This window comes from Luteimonas sp. MJ250 (genome assembly GCF_039548455.1).
Lineage (GTDB): Bacteria > Pseudomonadota > Gammaproteobacteria > Xanthomonadales > Xanthomonadaceae > Luteimonas.
Genome location: NZ_JBCLVB010000010.1, coordinates 237,261 through 252,255 on the forward strand (window position 1 = coordinate 237,261; position 14,995 = coordinate 252,255).

Annotated in this window: 9 protein-coding genes; 5 read left to right on the plus strand and 4 right to left on the minus strand. The window is 70.0% G+C overall.

Annotation, left to right across the window (positions count from 1 at the left end; genetic code table 11):
* Nucleotides 1–71 precede the first annotated feature (71 nt).
* Nucleotides 72–1,958: a 3-hydroxybutyrate oligomer hydrolase family protein gene (locus WCE37_RS04675; RefSeq protein ID WP_343278344.1), complete on the minus strand. Its 1,887-nt coding sequence runs from the start codon at nucleotides 1,956–1,958 to the stop codon at nucleotides 72–74.
* Between the two features lie 103 nt (nucleotides 1,959–2,061).
* On the opposite strand from WCE37_RS04675, the gene WCE37_RS04680 reads away from it, so the two are divergent.
* Both WCE37_RS04680 and WCE37_RS04685 read left to right on the plus strand, forming a co-directional pair.
* A complete protein-coding gene (locus WCE37_RS04680; RefSeq protein ID WP_343278345.1) occupies nucleotides 2,062–2,895 on the plus strand; it encodes a 3-hydroxybutyrate dehydrogenase in 834 nt (277 codons plus the stop codon).
* Between the two features lie 24 nt (nucleotides 2,896–2,919).
* The gene (locus tag WCE37_RS04685; protein WP_343254437.1) at nucleotides 2,920–3,591 is read left to right on the plus strand and encodes a response regulator transcription factor; all 672 of its coding nucleotides are present in this window, start codon (nucleotides 2,920–2,922) and stop codon (nucleotides 3,589–3,591) included.
* Nucleotides 3,592–3,639: 48 nt separating this feature from the next.
* On the opposite strand, the gene WCE37_RS04690 is transcribed toward WCE37_RS04685, so the two are convergent.
* The 3 genes from WCE37_RS04690 to WCE37_RS04700 form a co-directional block, all read right to left on the minus strand.
* Nucleotides 3,640–4,128 (minus strand): 8-oxo-dGTP diphosphatase, encoded by a 489-nt coding sequence (locus WCE37_RS04690; RefSeq protein WP_343278346.1) that lies wholly within the window; start codon nucleotides 4,126–4,128, stop codon nucleotides 3,640–3,642.
* 38 nt (nucleotides 4,129–4,166) lie between these two features.
* A complete protein-coding gene (locus tag WCE37_RS04695; protein ID WP_343278347.1) occupies nucleotides 4,167–7,511 on the minus strand; it encodes a PAS-domain containing protein in 3,345 nt (1,114 codons plus the stop codon).
* Between the two features lie 118 nt (nucleotides 7,512–7,629).
* Entirely contained in the window at nucleotides 7,630–9,912 is a 2,283-nt protein-coding gene (locus tag WCE37_RS04700) for a TonB-dependent receptor (protein WP_343254440.1), read from the minus strand.
* Nucleotides 9,913–10,080: 168 nt separating this feature from the next.
* Between WCE37_RS04700 and WCE37_RS04705 the strand changes: the two genes are divergently transcribed.
* The 3 genes from WCE37_RS04705 (at nucleotide 10,081) to WCE37_RS04715 (ending at nucleotide 14,979) form a co-directional block, all read left to right on the plus strand.
* Nucleotides 10,081–11,484: a GntP family permease gene (locus tag WCE37_RS04705; protein ID WP_343278348.1), complete on the plus strand. Its 1,404-nt coding sequence runs from the start codon at nucleotides 10,081–10,083 to the stop codon at nucleotides 11,482–11,484.
* A 133-nt stretch (nucleotides 11,485–11,617) separates the two neighbouring features.
* Nucleotides 11,618–13,417, plus strand: coding sequence for a DUF1800 domain-containing protein (locus tag WCE37_RS04710; RefSeq protein WP_343275787.1), 1,800 nt, complete (start codon nucleotides 11,618–11,620; stop codon nucleotides 13,415–13,417).
* An 11-nt stretch (nucleotides 13,418–13,428) separates the two neighbouring features.
* On the plus strand, nucleotides 13,429–14,979 hold the full coding sequence (locus WCE37_RS04715; protein WP_343254443.1) for a DUF1501 domain-containing protein: 1,551 nt from the start codon (nucleotides 13,429–13,431) through the stop codon (nucleotides 14,977–14,979).
* Nucleotides 14,980–14,995 lie beyond the last annotated feature (16 nt).

Genomic DNA, 14,995 nt, shown 5'->3' on the forward strand with positions numbered 1-14,995 from the left:
AGCCGCTCCCGCAACGGCAGAGGCCGCTGTACAGGAGCAGCCATAGCTGCGAACGGCATCTCCGATCCATCTCAGCGCGGAATTGCCAGGTGCGAAGCCTCCAGCATCCCGGCGCCGCGCGGCGTCGTGTCAATCACCGCGTCCACCGGCAGCGGCGCGCCGTCGAGGTGGGCATCGATGCGGTCCAGCGCTTCGTATACATAGGGCAGCAGCGGCAGGTAGCGGGCGCCGTAGTCGGGCAGCGGCAGGAAGCCGTCGAAGTGCTGCACGTTGCGCACCTGCCAGTAGCGCACGTCGCGGCCGGCGGCGCGGGCGTGGGCGACGTAGGGCGCGCTGCTGAACGCGACCGGGATCAGGCCATCGTCGAGGCCGTGCACCACGATTACCGGCAGCCCGGCCCGCGGCGGTGCGGCGCGGGTCGCCGCGATGCCGGCGCGCACGCGGTCGGCGTCGGCGCCCTCGCCCGTCCACAGCGCGCGCAGGCACTGCAGGCCCTTGAGCGTGAGGTCGGGCGGCGCCATGCCGGCGTCGATGATGCCGACGCCCGAGCCAGGGGGAATGCCGCTGGCTTCGGGCCACCAGGCGGCGCGCTCGGCGGCCGTGGCCGCGCGCGGCATGAAGTCGGCGCCCTGGGCCGCGAACGAGAAGCCACAGGGACCCTCGCCCACGCCATAGCGGCCGTAGGCGCTGGCGTAGGTCGCAGCCACCGCGCGCCACAGGTCGAAGCCGGCGGAGAGCGCGCCGGCGCGCAGCGCCTCATCGCTCCAGCCGGCGCCGCGCAGTGCCTCGTGCGCCGCGCGCGCCTGGGTCGCGGTATCGGTGCCTGGCAGCAGGCCCTCGGCCGCCAGCGACGCACAGCGCGCCGCGTACAGCGGCCGGACCTGGTCGAGCAGCGGCGGCTGCGGCAGGTTTTCCATATCCAGCAGCGCGCAGGGCATCAGCAGCGCGGCCTCCGTGGTGTAGTCGTACAGCGTGCGCGCGCCGGGCGCATCGACGTGGACGTTGGGCTCGCCCGCCACCACGGCGTCGAGCCAGTCGCCCTCGATCCCGGCCGCGCGCAGTACCGCGCCGCCGCCATTCGAGATGCCGACCGCGATCACCCGCGTGTTGTCGAAGGTGAAGGGCGCCTGCGCCGGCATGGCCTCGTCCAGGGACTGCAGCGCGAACTCGGCGGCCTGCTTCACGTGCCGGCCCCAGTCGGCCTCCGGGTTGTCCTGCGAATGCGCGTGCTTGAAGGCGACGCCGGTGGCGGCGTCCGCGGCGGTGGGCACGAAGGCGAGGTCGTCGGACGCGCCCTTGGCCACCGCGCGACCATCGGCGCCGAAGCCGATGCCGGCGTCGAGGTCGAAGTAGTCGCTGCCTGCGCCCTTGTCGGTATAGGCCACCGCGCAGCCGCGCGGCAGGCCCCAGGCGCCGGCGACGGCGATCGAGCCGTAGATGCCGCGCGAGCCCGAGGAGGCGGTCACGACCACGCAGCGCTTCGCGGCGTCGAAGGCATCGGGCACCTGCACCAGCACGCGGTGCGGGTGCGCTGCGCCCTGGACGGTGGCGTAGGAGGAAAATTCGCGACCGGGCACCGCCGCGACGCTGCCGTAGAGCTCGCCGTAACCACCGGCCGGGCCAAGGTCGGCGATGCCGCGCCAGTTGCTCCACAGCGCGCGGCGACGGAGTTCGGCGGCGGTCGGCGCTTCGGCATCGGCAAATGCCGGCGGCACCATCTGGCGCAGGCCGTCGATGCCCAGCCCGGCGGTGAGCAGGTCGTCGCCGTCGCGATGGGTGCTGCTGCGCTGGTGTTCGAACATCAGGGTCTCCCCGGTGGCGTCGCCGGCCATCACCATGTCACGCGTGCCAGTGGCAGCGCAGCCGGCGGTGATCGCGGCGGTGGCCAGCGCAGCCAGCGCCAACAGGCGCGTCCCGGATGCGGTCGGGGTCGGGGTCGGGTCCGTAGTCTTGCGCACGCGCGCCACCTTTTTCAGCAGGGAATGCAGGCACCGTAGCAGCGGCCGGTGAGGCCGGCATCGTACTTTCGTACGCAGTGGAGCGGCATATGGATTTGCTACCGTGGACATCCTCCCCGCAGGCCAGCCCGACATGACCGACACCTTTCTTTCCGGGCGCACCGCGCTCGTGACCGGCAGCACGTCGGGCATCGGCCTGGCCATTGCCTGTTCACTGGCCGAAGCCGGGGCGCGCGTGGCCATCAACGGCCTCGGCGACAAGGCCCAGGTGGACGCCGCGCTCGACGCCGTGCGCAGCGCCGGCGGCGGCGACGTCCGCCACTTCGACGCCAATCTCCTCGATCCCGAAGCCATCGCCAAGATGATGGCCGACATCGACGCCTGGTCGCCCATCGACGTGCTGGTCAACAACGCCGGCATCCAGCACGCGGTGCCGCTGGCCGAGATGCCGGTCGACAAGTGGAACGCGATCATCGCCATCAACCTCAGCGCCGCTTTCCACGCCATGCGCCTGGCGATGCCGGGGATGGCGGAGCGAGGCTTCGGCCGGGTGGTGAACATCGCCTCGGTGCACGGCCTGGTGGCCTCGAAGGACAAGGCGCCGTATGTCGCCAGCAAGCACGGCATCGTCGGGCTGTCGAAGGTCGCCGCGCTGGAGTACGCGGCCGCGGGCAGCCGTGACGGCGGCGGCGTGACCGTCAACTGCATCTGCCCGGGCTGGGTGGAGACGCCGCTGATCGAGCCGCAGATCGAGGCCCGCCGCAATGGCGGCAGCCGCGACGAGGGCGTACGCGCGCTCCTGGCCGAAAAACAGCCGAGCCTGCGCATGACCCTGCCCGCCGAAATCGGCGCGCTCGCCACCTGGCTGTGCCGGCGCGAAGCGCACAACGTCACCGGCGCCTCGTTCCCGGTCGACGGTGGCTGGACGGCGCAGTAGGCAGGCATCCAGGCACGCGCGCCCATGGCCACCCTGCTGATCGCCGACGACCACCCGCTGTTCCGCGCCGCCATGCGTGGCGCCGCGGTCGAGGCCGAGGCCGGCACCGAAACCATCGAGGCCGGCACGCTTGACGCCACCCTGGCGGCGCTGGAGTCGCGGTCCGACATCGACCTGGTCCTGCTGGACCTGCACATGCCCGGCAACCACGGGCTTGCCGGCCTGGCCGCCATCCGCGCGCAGTTCCCGGCGGTCGCGGTGGTGCTGGTGTCGGCCAACGAAGACCCGCGGGTGGTGCGCCGCGCGCTCGACCATGGCGCCGCCGGCTACATCCCCAAGAGCGCCGGCCTGGACGAAATGCGCGATGCGATCCGCAGCGTCCTGGCCTGCGAGGAATGGCTGCCGCCGGCGCTGCGCGGCGCCGTGGCGCGTGCGCAGTCGGCGCCGGGCGACACCGACCTTGCGGCACGCCTGGCCAGCCTGACGCCGCAGCAGTTCCGGGTGCTGGCGCTGGTCGCCGAGGGCCTGCTCAACAAGCAGGTCGCGGATCGGCTGGACGTGCAGGAGCGCACGGTGAAAGCCCACCTGTCGGCGATCTTCGAGAAGCTTGGCGTGCGCAACCGCACCCAGGCCGGCGTGATCCTGCGCGAGCTGGAACTGTCCGACCCCGCGCGCCAGGTGGCCCCGGAAGCCTGAGCACCGCGCAGGCCCGGCCCGAACAACCGCCCGACCCGCCTGCCGGCGTCAGGCCCGCGAGTATTTCCAGGACTGCATGCGCCCGTCGCGATACGGCATCACGCCGTGGAAGGCGCGCGGGTCGTCGTCGAACACCAACGGCACGAAGTGGCGATCGCCCTCCCACAGCGGCAGCTCGAGCACACGGTCGATGTCGATCCATTCCAGCGTGCCTTCCGGGTTCGACGCCGGCGGCGTGCCGGTGAACTCGGTGACCAGGAAGACAAAGGCGAACCAGTCCTCGCCGTGCTTGCCGAAGCCCGGCCAGCTGATGGTGCCGCGGAGCTGCAGCTCCGTGCACTCGATCGCGGCCTCCTCGCGGATCTCGCGGCGCATCCCGGCCAGCGCATCCTCGTCGGCTTCAAGCTTGCCGCCCAGGCCGTTGTACTTGCCCAGGTGCTGGTCGCCGGGACGGGCATTGCGATGGACCATCAGCACGCGGCGGTGGTCGGGTGAAAGCACGTAGCCAAGCGTGGCCAGGATCGGGGTATAGGGCATCGGATCGGCGGGTGCGGGTTGCCCGTGATTGTAGGCGCTCAGCCCGCGGGCCCGGGCCTGATGCGCATGCGGCCGAGCATCGATTTCAGCGCCAGCGGCCGCACCGGCTTCTGCAGCAGGCCGAGTGCGTGTTCGGCGACGTCCCGGCGCACCGCATCGGTGGCGTCGGCGCTGAGCACCAGGGTGGGCACCGCACCGTGGCGCGCCGACAGCTGCCGCCAGGCGCCGATGCCGGTCTGGCCGTCATCGAGGTGGTAGTCGAGCAGCCACAGGTCGGCTGGATGCGCGGCCTGCGCGGCGAGCGCGGCCCGCGCGTCGGCAGCGACGTCGACACTGCAACCCCAGCCGCGCAGCAGGGCGGCCAGAGACTCCAGCGCCATCGGATCGTTGTCGAGCAACAGCACGCGGGCGCCGGCCAGGCCGGCACGCGCAGCCTGCACGGCGGGAGCTTCCGCTGGCGCGGCCACCGACGCCAGCGCGATCGCGAACACGGTCCCCACGCCTGGACGGCTGCGCAATTCGACGCGTGAACCGAGCAGCCGCGCGATGCGTTCGGCGATCGCCAGGCCAAGGCCGAGCCCCTGCCCGCCCACGCCTTCGCCACGGCGGAACTCCTCGAAGATCAACCCCTGCTGCGCCACGTCGATGCCTGGGCCGGTGTCGTGCACTTCGATGCGCAGCTGGCCGCCTGCCCGCCGCACCCCCAGCAGCACGCGGCCGCGACCGGTGTAGCGCACGGCATTGGCGAGGAAGTTCTGCAGCACGCGGCGCAGAAGCTGCGGGTCGCTGTGCGTCCAGGCGCTGCTGGCAACGTGGTCGAAGCGCAGGCCGCGATCCCCGGCCAGCGCGCGGAACTCCGAAGCCAATGGCTCCAGCACTTCGGCCAAGGGGAAGGCGCGGGGCTGTGGCACCAGTCCTCCAGCCTCGAGTCGCGCCATGTCGAACAGGCCGGTGAGCAGGTCGGTGGTGGAATCCAGGGCGCCGCGGATCTGCCCGAGCGACTCCTTCTGCCGGCCCTGCACCTGTTCGGCCAGCGCATCGGTGAACAGGTGCGCGGCGTGCAGCGGCTGAAGCAGGTCATGCCCGACCGCGGTCAGGAAGCGGCTCTTGGCGTCGTTGGCGCGCTCGGCTTCGCGCCGCGCCTGGTCGAGGCTGGCGGTGCGCTCCTCGACGCGCTGCTCCAGGGTCTCGTTGCTGCGCTTGAGCTCGGCCTCGGTGCGACGGAAGGCGGTGACGTCGGTGAAGGTGGCGACGAAGCCGCCACCGGGCATCGGGTTGCCGCGGATCTCGACCATGCCACCCTGCGGGAACACGCGTTCGCTGACATAGGGCGTGCCGGCCTGCATGTGCCTCAGGCGCTTTGCGGACTCGCCCTCGACACGCGCACCGAGATCGCCGACAAGTCCTCGGCCCAGGTTGTGCGCGACCAGCTCCGCCACCGGCACCCCGATGCGCAGCAGCCCCGGCGGATAGCCGAACAGCTCCGCATACGGCCGGTTCCATGCCACCAGCCGCAGTTCGCGATCGACCACGCTGATGCCCTGGCTCATGTTCTCCAGCGCCGCCTGCAGCACGCGCTGGTTGAAGCGCAGGTCCTGCGAGGCTTCGCCGACGATCTCGGCCACGGTGTCGAGGTCGGGGCCGGCCTCGCGGCGCGCAGCGTCGAGCAGCAGCCGCGCCGAGGCACTGCCCAGCACTGCGGCGAGCTCGCGCTCGAAACGCGCCTCGATCAGCACCGGCACCGGGCCGCTCTGTGGCGCACCGCGCAGCAACTCGTCCACCGCCCGCACCGGCAGGAAGCGCCGCCCGGCCTGGCGCAGGGTGCGCAGGTCGGAGCCGCGCGCAATGTCGCGATCCGGCGACGACAGCCAGGCCGACAGCACCAGCATGGTCGCCGCACCCACGAACAGGCTGGCGCCTACCGCCCGCCCCAGCCGGCTCCACCCGGTCAGCCCGAACAGCGTGTCCGGTGCCAGCCAGGCAATTCCAAGGGGACCCGCCGCCAGCCAGTCACCGCTGCTCCCGGACAGTTCGACCTGCATCGGCGACAGCGTCACCCAGGCCCAGGCGAGAAAGCCCGCGAGCACGCCCCATGTCGCCGCGACGGCCGGCGTGCGCGTGCGCCACACGGCGCAGAACAGCGCCGGCGCAAGCGTGGCCAGCGCCGAGAACGAGACCGCACCGACGTCCGCCAGCGACTGGCTGCCGGCGATCACGCGGCTGTAGGCCCAGGCCAGCAGCATCACCCCCAGGATGCCGGCGCGTCGCAGGGCGAGCACCGCGCCGCGGCGATCATCGCCGCCGCGACCGGCCGACCATGCGCCGCGCAGAAGGCCCGGCGTGAACCAGTGGTTGCCGATCATCAGGCTCAGCGCCAGCGTGCTCACCACCACCATGCCGGTGGCCGCGCTCAGTCCGCCCAGGAAGGCGAACAGCGCCAACCCGTGGTGGCCCAGCGCGGCCGGCAGCGCCAGCGCGTACATGTCCGGCGGCACGCTGTCGCCAAGCAGTGCCGTGCCCGCCCGCGCCAGCGGCAGGGTCGGCAGTGCGATCAACACCAGGTAGAGCGGAAACTGCCAGCGCGCGGTGAGTACGTGGCGCTCGTCGCGGCACTCCACCACGCCGACGTGGAACTGATGCGGGAGGATGAACATCGCCAGCGCGCCTAGCAGCACCAGCGGGATGAAGCCCCCCACCGGGGCCGGCGGCGAAGGTACCTGCGCGACTTCGATCTCGCCCAGGCCGAACCAGACCAGCGCACCCAGCGCCAGCATCGCCACCAGCTTGAACAGCGATTCGAAGGCCATCGCCAGCACGAGGCCGCGGTTGTGCTCGGCCGCGCTTGCGCGCCGGGTGCCGAAGGCCATCGCAAACACCGCCATCGCCAGCGCCACGTACAGCGCGCCGTCGCGCCAGGGTGCGATCGCGCCACCGCCGCCACCACCCGTGGTCAGCGTGGCGAAGCTCATCGTCACCGCCTTCAGTTGCAGCGCGATGTAGGGAACCATGCCCAGCAGCGCGACCAGGGTGACCACGGCGGCAAGCCACGGATCCTTGCCCAGGCGGGTGGCGATGAGGTCGGCGATCGACGTCGCATTGCTCTCGCGCGCCAGCCGGACCAGGCGCAGCATGAAGGCGAAGGCCACGATGTAGAACACGATCGCGCCGAGGAAGGTCGGCGGCAGCGGCCAGCCATAGCGCGCGGCCTGGGTGACCGTGCCGTAGAAGGTCCAGGAGGTGCAGTGCACCGCCAGCGAGAGCGCATAGACATGGCGCCAGTGCCGCGCCAGCGTGCCCGGACGGCGCTCGGCATAGACCGCGACGCCGAACAGCAGCGCAAGCCACAGCACCGCGGCCGCGACCACCACGCCGACGCTCAGCATGGCCTTGCAACTGTTCGCGTCATTCCGGCCCCTGCCACCCCTGTACTACCGGCACGGAGCATAAACGCAGCGGGCCGCGGCTGGAACCGCGGCCCGCAGGGACATCATGCGCAGACGACTAGAAATCGAAGTTGCGGCGGACCGACAGGTACCAGTTGCGCGGCGGTGCATAGTACGCAGTCTGGATATTGGCTACCGAGGAGAACTCCTGGCCCTCCGTCTTGTACAGCTCGTCCGTCAGGTTGCGCACGCCGGCCCGGATCTGCCACGCGTACTGGGGCGAATCCCACGCCGTGAACAGACCGGCCGTGGTGTAGGCGTCCTGCATCAGACCCGGGCGATTGTCGACCGACAGCCAGGTGTCGCCACGATACGAAACGTCACCGCCCACGGTCAGGGCGCCACTGCCGCCCAGGGCGAAGGTGTGCTGCAGCGCGAGTCGGGCAGTCCAGTCCGGCGAGAACGGAACGTGGTCGTGCAGCGTCGGGTTGTATTCCGGGTTGCCCGGATCGGTGGTGCGCAGGTCCGCGAAATCCTTGTAGCTGGCGTCCATCCAGCTCACCTGGCCACTGAGCGTGGTTGCATCACCCAGTCGCGCAACGCCCTCGAACTCGAATCCGTTGATTTCCATCTCGGCGGCGTTGAGCACCGGGAACGAGAACGTCGGCACCGGCGAGTCCGGATTCAAGACCTCCGACACGCGGGCCTGGAAGTCCTTGTAGCTGCTGTGGAACGCAGCGACGTTGGCGGTCAGGCGGCCATCCGCCGAACGCATCTTCACGCCGGCCTCGTAGGTCCACACGAACTCGGGATCGAACGCCGCGGACGTGGTCTCCAGCACGGCGTTGGCCCGGCCGTTGAAGCCGCCCGACTTGAAGCCGCGGTTCGCCGATACGTAACCCATCACCTGGTCACTGAAAGCCTTCTGCAGGCTCAGCGACGGCGTCCACGCATCCCAGCTCTGCTTGCCACTGAAAGCCACTGTCTCGTTGATCGCGGCAAACAGCGGCCCCCAGAAGGTGCTGGTGGTACGCCAGTAGTCCTTTTCGTCGCGCGAATAACGCAGGCCGGCGGCCAGCGTCCAGGTCGGGGCGAACTCCCAGTTGACGTGGGCGAAGGCGGCGACGCTGGTGGTTTCCAGGTCATCGTCGATCGTGCGCAGGAAGTCGATCGGCGCTCCTGCAAAGCCGAAGAAATCGCTGGCATACGCTTCCTGGTAGGAAGGCAGCGTCTCGTTCATGTAGTACGCGCCGAAGATCGCCTGCACGTTGCTGCCATTGTCGTACTGCAGCTGGAGTTCCTGGCTGACCTGCTCCTGGTCCACCTCGACCAGGACGTCGCCGAGCTCCCATTCGGAGGCGTCGATGTCGATGTACGAGCTGGTATCGAGCTTGCGCCAGGCGGTGATGCTCTTGACCGTCCATTGCTGGCCAAGGTCCCACTGCAGGTTGGCGCTGACGCCCTTGTGGGTCATCTCCTGCCCCTGGTCCGGGCGGAACGAGGTACGGCTCTTGAAGTCGTAGTCGTCGGTGCCCGGCTGGTGCAGGACCACCGGGCCGAAGGCCAGGTCCGTGCGGATCAGCGGCGCGGTCGGCTGGCCGAGGGTCAGCGCGTTGTCCTGGCGGGTGTAGTCGGCGGAGAACGTCGCGCTGAAGCTGTCGCTCGGACGCAGTGCAAGCTTGCCGCGCAGGGCGATCGTGTCCTCACCGTTGTAGTCCTCCCTGGTCACCGGGTCTTCCACATAGCCGTCGTTCTTCAGCCATGCGCCGGCGATGCTGAAGGCGGCGGTGTCGGAGAGCTGCTCGCCGAGGTAGGCGCGGAAATCGGTGCGACCGAAGCTGCCGACGCCGAACTCGACCGCTGCGCCTTCGCTGTCGAACGGATTCTTGGTGTTGATCTTGATCGCGCCGCCGGTGGAGTTCTTGCCGTACAGCGTGCCCTGCGGGCCGCGCAACACTTCGATCTGCTGCACGTCGAACAGCGAGAACAGCGCGCCGTTGATGCGCGAGTAATAGACATCGTCGACGTACATGCCGACCCCGGGATCGAAGGTCTGCAGCGAATCCGGCTGGCCGATGCCGCGGATGAACACGTTCACCGTGTTCGACGAGCCGCGGCCCTGGACGATATTGAGGTTGGGCACCGCGCCCTGCAGGCCGCTGATGTCGCTGGCCTGGAGGTCCTTGAGCTGCTCCTCGCCGAACGCGCTGACCGCGACCGGCACGTCCTGGATGGACTCGACGCGGCGGCGGGCGGTGACGGTGATGGTATCGAGGTCGGTTGCGCTGCTCGCGGGCTGGGCCTGGGCCGGACCGGCGTCCTGCGCATGCAGGGTGGGCGCGGCCAGGGCCACGACGATCGCCAGGCTGAGTGAGGTGGCGCGGATGTTGGCAGGCTTCATGGGGTCCCCGGGAAATGCTGGTAGCGCGCGGCCGATTGCCGCGTGGTGCCAAGACTAGGGAGGCGGCGCACGCGGCGGCATCGTACCTTCGGACAATGGGCCGAGACGGCGGCTGGCGGGAACACTGTCGCCCGTGGAGTCGTGCGCCGCACGATCGAAGGGTTGCCGATGTCGTTCCTGATCGTGCTCGCTGCGCTGGTCTTCCTGATGTACGTCGCCTACCGCGGCCACAGCGTGATCCTGTTCGCGCCGATCGCGGCCCTGGGCGCGGTGCTGTTGACCGATCCCTCGCTGGTGGCGCCGATGTTCACCGGCCTGTTCATGGACAAGATGGTCGGCTTCCTGAAGCTGTATTTCCCGGTGTTCCTGCTGGGCGCGGTGTTCGGCAAGCTGATCGAGATCTCGGGCTTCTCCAAGTCGATCGTCGCCGCCACTATCAAGGTGGTCGGCGCGCAGCGGGCGATGCTGTCGATCGTGATCGTCTGCGCGCTGCTGACCTATGGCGGCGTATCGCTGTTCGTGGTGGTGTTCGCGGTCTATCCGTTCGCCGCCGAACTGTTTCGCCAAAGCGACATCCCCAAGCGCCTGATCCCCGGCACCATCGCGCTGGGCGCTTTCACCTTCACCATGGATGCATTGCCGGGCACGCCGCAGATCCAGAACATCATCCCGACGGCGTTCTTCGGCACCAACACCTGGGCGGCGCCGATCCTGGGCACCATCGGCGGCGTCTTCATCATCATCGTCGGCCTGTCCTATCTCGACTGGCGCCGCCGCGTTGCGCAGCGCGCCGGCGAGGGGTATGGCGACCCGGCCACCCTGCTCAACGAACCGGCACCCTTCGTCGGCGAACGGCTCGCGCATCCCCTCATCGCGCTGCTGCCGCTGGTGATGGTGGGCGTTGCAAACCTTGCGCTGACGCGGCTGATCCCGGGCTGGTACGGCGACAGCCACAGCTTCATCCCGGCGGTGGTCGGCAACCCGGCGCCAGTGGTGCAGGAAGTGGCGAAGATCGCCGCGATCTGGGCAGTCATGGGTGCGCTGCTGATCGGTATCGTGACGGTGATGGTGTTTGCCTGGAAGACGGTGCTCAAGCACTTCGCCGAGGGCACGAAATCCGCGATCGGCGGTGCACTCCTGGCATCGATGAACACCGCTTCGGAATACGGCTTCGGCGCCGTGATCGCGGCGCTGCCAGGCTTCCTGCTGGTCGCCGACGCGCTCGGCGCCATCCCCGACCCGCTGGTCAACGAAGCGGTCACCGTAACCGCGCTGGCCGGCATCACCGGCTCGGCTTCGGGCGGCATGTCCATCGCGCTGGCGGCGATGGCCGACAGCTTCATTGCCAACGCCGAAGCCGCCGGCATTCCGATGGAGGTCCTGCATCGGGTGGCATCGATGGCGTCCGGCGGCATGGACACCCTGCCCCACAACGGCGCGGTGATCACCCTGCTGGCGGTCACCGGCCTGACCCATCGCCAGGCCTACAAGGACATCTTCGCGATCACGATCATCAAGACCATCGCCGTATTCGTGATCATCGGCGTTTTCTACGCCACCGGGCTGGTCTGAGCCCCGGCGACAGCGCGAACCGCGGGCCCGGCGCTTCGATTCGGAGCTGGGAAAGCGGTCACGGTTGGCAGCCCGGCTTCGGGTAGTCTGGACCCGGTTTGGCGGCGGGGTCCCGCCGCCGGGGAGACCGTCCATGAACAGCCAGCTGCCGAACGCCCAGGTGGACGCCCTGCGCGACGCCTTCACGCACCGCTACAAGCTCCGGGGCCAGCCGCGCTACGCGCCGGCACCGGCACCGGCGCCTACCGCGCCGGCGTCCGCGCCAGAGTCCGACCCCGGGTCCGGCCCGATGCTTGCGCCGCCGGGCACCGGTGGTTCGACGCGTCCCGGGGTGATGGTCCCGGCCACCAGGGCGCCGTTCGCGGTGCGGGTGCTCAACAACCTTGGTTACGGTGCCACCCCGGCATCGATCGCCGAGTTCAACGCCCTGGGCGGCAACGACGCCGCGCGGCTCAACGCCTACGTGGACCGCCAGCTGGCCTGGTCCTCGATCGACGACAGCGCGGTCGAGGCACGCCTGTCCGCCGCCGGCTACCAGACCCTGGGCAAGAGCCTGCAGCAGCTCTGGCAGGACCATTCGCAGAACACCACCGACCACAACGTCCGCATGCGCCCGGCCTTCGAGGTGCAGCGCTCGGCGCTGGCGCGCGCCGCCTATTCGCGGCGCCAGCTGCTTGAGGTGATGGTCACCTTCTGGCACGACCACTTCAACGTCATGGTCAGCGACTATTCGGCCGGCCCGGTCTACGTGCACTACCACCGCGACGTGATCCGGCAGCACGCCACGGGCAACTTCCGCGCCATGCTCGAGTCCGTCGCCCAGAGCACGGCGATGCTGTACTACCTGGACAACCTCTCCAACACCCGCTCCGGCCCCAACGAGAATTTCGCCCGCGAGCTGCTGGAGCTGCACACCTTCGGCGCGGAGAACTACCTCGGCTTCATGGATCCCTTCCAGGTGCCGCCCTGCCCGGAGGATCCGTCCTACCCCATCGGCTATACCGACATCGACGTCTACGAGACTTCGGCGGCCTTCACCGGCTGGTCGGTTCGAAACGGCCACTGGCAGTATCCGGGCGAGGACGATGGCGCCTTCACCTACCGCGCGGCGTGGCACGACACCGGACCGAAATACGTGCTCGGCAGCTTCATCTACCCCGAGCAGCCCGCGCTCAAGGACGGCCGCGACATCCTCGACCGCATCGCCAGCCATCCGCGGGTGGCGAAGTTCATCTGCGGCAAGATCATCCGTCGCTTCTTCGCGGACGATCCGCCAAGCGGCCTGGTGGACAGCGCCGCGGCGGTGTTCCGGAGCCACTGGCAGGCGCCCGACCAGATCGCGCGCACGCTGCGCCATGTGCTGACCTCCGACCTGGCGCACAACGCCTGGGGCTTCAAGCAGCGTCGCCCCTTCGAGGCGGTCGCCGCTGCGATGCGGGTGCTCGGCTGCGACTGGACGCCGCGCGTGGGGCACGACGCCTCCGACACCCTGATGTGGCGGATGGGGTTCACCGGCCACCTGCCCTATGACTGGCCGGCGCCCAATGGCTATCCGGATACCTCGAAGGACTGGATGGGCGGCAACCGCTACGCCATGACCTGGAAGCTGCTCGGCTGGCTCACCGAATCCAGCGACGACGGCGTGCCGCTGGCACCGATCCTGGCCACCACGCGCGCCCACATCCCCGCCGGCGAGTGGACCGCGCGGCGCCTGGTGGATTTCTGGTGCCTGCGCATCCTGGGCTACCTGCCCGAGGCCGCGCGCCGGCAGGCGCTGCTGGACTTCATGGCCCGCAATGGCAATCCCGAGACCTATGTCATCACCGATACGGACACGTGGGCCATGAGCGACCTCAAGCGGCACTACAACCAGCAGCGGCTGCGCAGCATGGTATCGCTGCTGTTGATGTCGCCCGAATTCCTGGGCCGCTGAGGAGCCACGACATGTCTTCCATCGAATTCCAGCGCCGCGACTTCCTCAAGGGCTGCTGCGCCACCGCGGCCATCGGCGCCATCGGTCCCGGCCTGCTGTTCTCCCCGGCCGCGCACGCCGCGGCCAACGGCTACGACACGATCGTGCACGTGTTCCTGCGCGGCGGCATCGACGGCCTCAACCTGGTGGTGCCGGTGTCCGGCGAGGACCGCGTGCACTACGAGCAGGCGCGGCCAGGCCTGGCGATCGCGGCCAGCGGGGCCTACGGCGCGCTTCCGCTCACGCTGGGCAACGGCAGCGGCACCGGCTTTGGACTGCACCCATCGGCTTCGGGCCTGCACGAGCTCTGGGGCGATGGCCGGCTGGCCATCGTCCACGGCTGCGGCATGCAGACCGCGGTGACCCGCAGCCACTTCGACGCCCAGCTCTACCTCGACCTCGGCACGCCCGGACGCCAGGGCGGCAATACCGGCTGGCTGGCACGGGCCTGGGCCAACCATCCCGGCGCCAGTGAATCGGTCCCGATCCCCGCGCTGGCGGTGAACAGCCGTACGCCGGCGAACCTGATCGGCGCCACCCAGGCACTGACGATGGGCAGCCCGACCGACTTCCGCCTCGACTCCGGGGCCTGGGGCTGGCAGACCTGGCGCGAGGGCATGCCGGCCGGCACGCGCGGGGTCAACGAGACCCTGGAGCTGCTCTGGAACGGCCCCACTTCGCTTGAACTCGGCGGCAAGCGCGCAGACGCGTCCCTGCGCCTGGTACGGCAGCAGGACTTCCAGTCAACGCCACCGGCGGGCTGGCCCACCAGCACCTTCGCACGCCAGCTGTGGACCGTAGCGCAGTCGATCCGCTTCGACCTGGGCCTGCGCTACGCCACCGTCGACCTCGGCGGCTGGGACACGCACGACGGCCAGGGCACCGCCGGCAGCGGCTACCACTACTACCAGAACAAGATCGCCGAACTGTCGCAGGCGCTGGCGGCGTTCTACGCCGAGATGCACGCCGGCGGCGAGGCCTCGCGGGTCACGGTGGTGGTGCAGTCCGAGTTCGGGCGCCGCGTGCGCCAGAACGGTAGCGGCGGTACCGACCACGGTTACGGCAATCCGATGCTGGTGCTGGGCGGACCCGTCGTGGGCCGGCGCTTCTACGGCAATTTCGCCGGACTGCACCCGGAGATACTGTCGCCGCACTTCGGCGACATCCCGGTGACCACCGACTTCCGCCGCGTGCTGTGGGACATCCTGCAGCGGCGCATGGGGCACACCAGCGCGCAGGCTGTGTTTCCCGGCTACACGGGCCACGTGCCGCTGGGAATCGTGCAGGCCGCCGGCGCCACGGCCATCGCCAACCTGCCGCGCCACCCCGAGCCGGACTACGGCGCGTCGCCATATCCCCGCGGGCCGGCGGCGGACGCCCTGGGCTCGCCGACCGCAGGCCCGGCCGCGGCCAAGCGGCCGGCCGTGCCCAGGCAGCGGCGGCGATCGCAGCCGCTCCCGATGCGCATCGTGCGCTGGCACATGGAATTGCTGCGCCACCTGCTTTCGCGCGCCGCTCCCTGAGCCGTCCGGCCGCCGG

What these genes read in the sequence shown, in the direction of transcription:
- WCE37_RS04685 (WP_343254437.1), top strand. Translation starts at nt 2,920, where the DNA reads ATGGCCACCCTGCTGATCGCCGACGACCACCCGCTGTTCCGCGCCGCC.
- WCE37_RS04690 (WP_343278346.1), bottom strand. Translation starts at nt 4,128, where the DNA reads ATGCCCTATACCCCGATCCTGGCCACGCTTGGCTACGTGCTTTCACCC.
- WCE37_RS04695 (WP_343278347.1), bottom strand. Translation starts at nt 7,511, where the DNA reads ATGCTGAGCGTCGGCGTGGTGGTCGCGGCCGCGGTGCTGTGGCTTGCG.
- WCE37_RS04700 (WP_343254440.1), bottom strand. Translation starts at nt 9,912, where the DNA reads ATGAAGCCTGCCAACATCCGCGCCACCTCACTCAGCCTGGCGATCGTC.
- WCE37_RS04705 (WP_343278348.1), top strand. Translation starts at nt 10,081, where the DNA reads ATGTCGTTCCTGATCGTGCTCGCTGCGCTGGTCTTCCTGATGTACGTC.
- WCE37_RS04710 (WP_343275787.1), top strand. Translation starts at nt 11,618, where the DNA reads ATGAACAGCCAGCTGCCGAACGCCCAGGTGGACGCCCTGCGCGACGCC.
- WCE37_RS04715 (WP_343254443.1), top strand. Translation starts at nt 13,429, where the DNA reads ATGTCTTCCATCGAATTCCAGCGCCGCGACTTCCTCAAGGGCTGCTGC.